General features: G+C 36.6%; 5 protein-coding genes. 2 read left to right on the top strand and 3 right to left on the bottom strand.

The features are described from left to right. Positions 1 to 177 precede the first annotated feature (177 nt). Positions 178 to 795, top strand: a complete 618-nt coding sequence (locus NIE32_RS14010) for a restriction endonuclease (RefSeq protein ID WP_253077490.1) — start codon at positions 178 to 180, stop codon at positions 793 to 795. A gap of 101 nt (positions 796 to 896) precedes the next feature. On the opposite strand, the gene NIE32_RS14005 is transcribed toward NIE32_RS14010, so the two are convergent. After that, positions 897 to 1,334, bottom strand: a complete 438-nt coding sequence (locus NIE32_RS14005; RefSeq protein ID WP_253077491.1) for a MarR family winged helix-turn-helix transcriptional regulator — start codon at positions 1,332 to 1,334, stop codon at positions 897 to 899. Between the two features lie 245 nt (positions 1,335 to 1,579). On the opposite strand from NIE32_RS14005, the gene NIE32_RS14000 reads away from it, so the two are divergent. Continuing rightward, positions 1,580 to 3,253, top strand: coding sequence for an alpha-keto acid decarboxylase family protein (locus tag NIE32_RS14000; RefSeq protein WP_253077489.1), 1,674 nt, complete (start codon positions 1,580 to 1,582; stop codon positions 3,251 to 3,253). Between the two features lie 187 nt (positions 3,254 to 3,440). Here NIE32_RS14000 and NIE32_RS13995 read toward each other — a convergent pair whose 3' ends face one another. Both NIE32_RS13995 and NIE32_RS13990 read right to left on the bottom strand, forming a co-directional pair. Then, entirely contained in the window at positions 3,441 to 3,875 is a 435-nt protein-coding gene (locus NIE32_RS13995; RefSeq protein ID WP_253077488.1) for an SRPBCC domain-containing protein, read from the bottom strand. Between the two features lie 168 nt (positions 3,876 to 4,043). Continuing rightward, entirely contained in the window at positions 4,044 to 4,676 is a 633-nt protein-coding gene (locus tag NIE32_RS13990) for a DUF3885 domain-containing protein (protein ID WP_253077487.1), read from the bottom strand. Between the last annotated feature and the right edge of the window lie 464 nt (positions 4,677 to 5,140).

Genomic DNA, 5,140 nt, shown 5'->3' with positions numbered 1-5,140 from the left:
TAAAAACAAGCGTTTCTCGAATAACATCGAGAGACGCTTGTTTTTTTATGCTTACGGATCTGAAGATCCAGAGAACAACTGATAAAACTGTGAACGCACCTATGCCTCTTAAACCATTTATACATCTCATATTATATTTTTATTCAAATGGCTATATTAATCTTGAGGTGTTATTCATTGAGAGGACGAAAAAGTAATGCTGAGCAACAAGCAAAACTTGTTGTATTTTTTATATTAATTATCGGTGTTTTGTCTGTTGTTGATGGACTTATAAACTGGTGGATACAATTATCCGTATTTGTAAAAGGATCCCTTATTCTTAGTCTTTCTTTTGTCCTCTATAGTACTGTGACATTAATTAACATTAGGAGACAATACAGAAAACAACTGGAAATTGAAGAGCGAAAAAAGCGTATTATTCGCGCCGCAGAAATGAAAAAAATAAGACAAATGCGACCTAGGGAATTTGAATATTTTGTTGCTGATCTTTTTAAAGCATTAGGTTTTGATGCCTATGTTACAAAGGCTACCGGAGATGGTGGCAAAGACATCATAGTACATAAGGATGAAATGACTGCGATCGTGGAATGTAAACGATATAAAGATAAAAAAATTTCTGTAAATCTTATTCGTCAATTTCACAGTGTTATTATTGATCAACACTCGGACAAGGGCTATTTTGTAACTACGAGTACGTTTACGAAAGAAGCGACACGTTATGCGATCAATAAACCGATAAAACTGATTGATGGAGAAGAGTTGGTTAACTACATACAAAAAATAGCCAACCAATGAAAACGTAAAAAAAGCACCAAAAAGAATTGGAGCTTTTTTGTTGAATCTATATGATTACAATTGGGGATGGAGTAGAATTGGGTTCAACTTAATTATGTTACTTAATTTCGATGTTCTTCAATTTGTTTATTGAAGTGTTGCTGCCCCGGACGGGATTTTGCGAGGACATTCATGACATCACTCCACGCTTCCTGATGATTTCCTCCGAGAGACTTAAAAATGGTCTTCATTTGTTCTCTTTGTACCTGACTTAATTCACTTTCAAGTTGTTTTCCTTTGTCTGTCAGATAAAGCTGTTTGTATCGTTTATCATAATCTGCTTGAACCATTGTAATCAAATTTTTTTCATATAATTGCCTAAGTGGAACATTCAGTGCTTGCTTTGATACTTCGAGAATCGAAAGCAGATCATTCACGGTGATTCCCTGTACCCGTGCAATAAAAAAAAGAATGCGGTGGTGCACACGCTGGATACCGTACTTTTCTATCATTTGATCCGGTTTTTCCGTAAATGTTCGGTAACCGAAGTAAAAGAGCATAAGCACATTATTCAATTGTTGTTCTTCTTCATTCAAGTTCTTCTGACTCCTTTCGTACTGACTTTGTAGTATAGCATAAAGTAAGAACTTTTGTCTCAGACGTTTTCTTAATAGGACAATATAGTTGACCTATTAAGCATCTCGGTATATACTCGCCTTATAGGTCAATGAACTTGACCTATAATTATCGATGATACCTAGTCTCGGAATCTTTTCTATGAGTAGAAGTGAGGGGTTAGAACGAAATGAATACAACGTACACAATAGGACGCTATTTAATCGACAGACTCGGTGAACTTGGCATTCGACACATTTTTGGTGTGCCTGGTGATTACAATCTTTCATTCCTTGATACTATTATTGAACATCCAGCACTTGACTGGGTAGGAAATTGTAATGAATTGAATGCGGCATACGCTGCAGATGGATATGCGCGCATTCACGGGATCGCGGCTCTGGTTACGACATTTGGCGTTGGTGAACTAAGTGCTGTAAACGGAATTGCCGGATCACGGGCGGAACAGGTGCCAGTTGTTAAGATCACCGGTTCTCCTGCAACGAAAATTGCAGATGAAGGTCGTCTCGTTCACCATACATTAGGTGACGGAGCATTTGATCATTTTTCAAAGATGTACAAGGAAGTCACTGCAGCACAAACAACATTGACAGCAGAAAATGCAACAGAAGAGATTGACCGAGTGTTAAGAACTTGCTGGTATGAGAAGGCACCGGTTTATATCAATCTGCCTGTTGACATTCATGCACTTCCTGCTAAGCAACCAAAGGAACCTTTGCTTCAAGAAGAACAGGCAGCTTCCATAGATACAATCAGTCTAATGCTGGGAACCCTGATTCCCGTGATCGAAAAGGCAAAGTCACCAGTTATTTTGGCAGACTATCAAGTCTCTCGTTTTCACGCTGAAGAAGCATTAATGAACTTAGCGGAAGCAACTGGTTTTCCTGTTGCTACGCTAAGCATGGGAAAAGGTATTTTTAATGAGGAACATCCTCAATTTATTGGTGTTTATAGTGGGAAAACAAGTCCTGACTATTTGAGAAACCGAATCGATAACGCAGACTGCATCCTAAGTGTTGGCGTTAAGCTTACCGATTCGATTACTAGCGGTTTCTCACAAGAGTTCATGGATAGTGCTGTAATTCAGATCTCACCTGAGGAAGTTAACTATCAGGGAATAAAATTTTCAAAAATTTCTCTGGAGGAATCGCTCAACCAACTAGCTGGGACAGTCAAAAAACGTGATGCACAGTCTTTGAACATAATACCGGTTACTGAACAACAAAAAGAAGAACCTTTCTATGTAAAAGAAGATCAGGCGCTGACACAGAAGCGTTTCTGGGAAATGGTTCGTCTCTTCATTCAGAAAGACGATGTAGTTGTTGCTGATCAAGGGACCTCATTCTTCGGTGCTCAGACAGTACCACTTAAAGAAAATGTTACGTTCGTTGGACAACCGCTATGGGGATCAATTGGTTATACGTTACCGGCTACGTTGGGTACACAGCTTGCCAATCCATCACGACGTAACATTCTATTGATTGGTGACGGTGCATTTCAATTAACCTTCCAAGAAGTATCTACGATGTTGCGTGAAGATCTTCATCCGATCATTTTTGTGATCAATAACGATGGCTATACTGTTGAACGATCAATTCACGGACCTGAAGCGAAATACAATGATATTAAAATGTGGCGCTATGCGAATATCCCGGCCATTCTCGGTGGCAACAAGAATTTTAAAAGCTACAAGACTACAACAGAAGGTGAACTTGCTGATGCCCTCAAGGACATGGCAAAATCACCTGACGTCTTGAGATTTGTCGAAGTAGTTACCCAAAAAATGGATATGCCTAAGGTTTTAACGGTTCTCGGTAAAATTTTTGCTGCCCAGAACGACTGAATTTAAACGTTATATAGAAATTGCAATAAAGCCTCGGTGCTCAAGCATCGAGGCTTTATCTATTTGGAAGGAAGAATTTCATTTTATATGAAGAAAGCTATGCGTATTCAAGTATTAATCCTATGAAAGATAGATTCAGTGAAATCTAATGCTTATCAAAGTAACTCGATTCTCGTACATGTATCGATTAATCTTTGACCAGTCCTGTTCGTAAATTGGTGACACCAGATTCTAAATATGCTTTTAAACATGTGAGCATAAATACCCAGCCTTCTTTATCATCGACAAGCTGTTGAATAATTTGTTCATCTGTATCTTTGAAACCATCTTCAATAATTGTGACGATGGTGGCTTGTCCCATTTCAATCAACCTGATCGTCACAATATAATTATCTTCACGTGGCCCCCATTTGAACACAATTTCCTTGTTTTTCATAACTTTCATTAAATAAATATCGAGTTGAGCGTTGTATTCTCTGTATTTCAGCGTAATCGTCTTACCTTGTTCCCAACGTTGAGAACTGGATGAAAACCAAAAGTTTCCGATCTTTGATGGATCTACAAAAGCTTCAAAGACTTCATTTGCTGGTTTATCTATCTTCATTTTTGTTAGATTGTTCATTGCCCGCCATCCTTTATCTTTTTGATGCTTTTATCTTACGCCTTGATACGATGAAGATCCAATGGAATTTGTAATTGGGGGATAAGGGGGCAAAGCCCTAATAAATAAATGTTGCTTTTTATTAAATAAGGAAACTTATATCAATAGTTTTTAACTTTGTCCAGATCATCAATTAACTATCTTGTCAATTTTAGTTCTGTCGTAATCTAAAATCCAATCATTGTATCCTAGATAAATTTTCTTTATTGTTTCAGGCACAGTCGCCAATAAGTCACAACCTCGGTCATCATAAATATGAAAGATAGTATTTTTATTTACATTGATAAAATATACTCTGTTAGAATTACTCGGACTTAGGCCAAAATCATGGTTACAAATTGCTTTAATGAGCGGAATGTATGCAAAATTGGATGTTCTACATTTTAGAGAAAATCTATGTTTTTGATACATTCCTTCTTCACCATCTTTGGATAATAAAATTGAATTATGTTTTAACTTAAACAAAAGTGATTTTTGAATGTAGGGGGAAAAGTTTTCTAATCTACGTTTTATACTTATCCCATGACCATAATCATCTACATCATCCACGATAACAATTTGATCCGCGAGAGCATGCAAAGCCTGAAATAAAGTAATCGCTTTTTGATAACATCTCTGAATATAAGAATTGTTTGGAAAGTCAATTTCATTATTCAAAGCTATCCCTAATTCAAATCGGATACCATTACTCCAACGATAAAACAATGGTGGTCTAAGTTCTAAACGTGGAAATTTAGCTTGTAAATATTCGTGATGTTGCATAGGTCACCTCATTATTTAATTTTTACATATCAACAGCAAGGATTACGTAAAATCTATGTTTCTCTTAGAATATGGTACTTTGTCAATCTACTTCGAGGAAAAGATGACGTTTATTTATCTGTGAGCTGGGTATATATAATTAAGCTATTATAGAATGGAAGAGTTGGGATTAAAGGTAAGCCGAATTTCTTAAGGATATGCATATCATATTAACTGTTCTAAAATGCATAATATTTCCATATGAGCAAGTATTGACGTATTGTTTGTGAGATGATAAGATAGTTTTCCACCGATATTTGAAGAGAATGAACAGTCGGTGCGAAAAAAACATCTTGACTTGATAGTTTAGTTGAGATATGATATTTCTTGCCGCTGAAAAGCGACTTGATAGTTTAATAAAAAAGTGTTGACAGTTTCGAAACAGCATGGTATGATAATTAAGTTGCTGTTGAGAGCGACGTAAT

It is taken from the genome of Sporolactobacillus kofuensis (genome assembly GCF_024125425.1).
Taxonomy (GTDB): domain Bacteria; phylum Bacillota; class Bacilli; order Bacillales; family Sporolactobacillaceae; genus Sporolactobacillus; species Sporolactobacillus kofuensis.
This window is presented reverse-complemented; position numbering and strand designations above follow the sequence as displayed.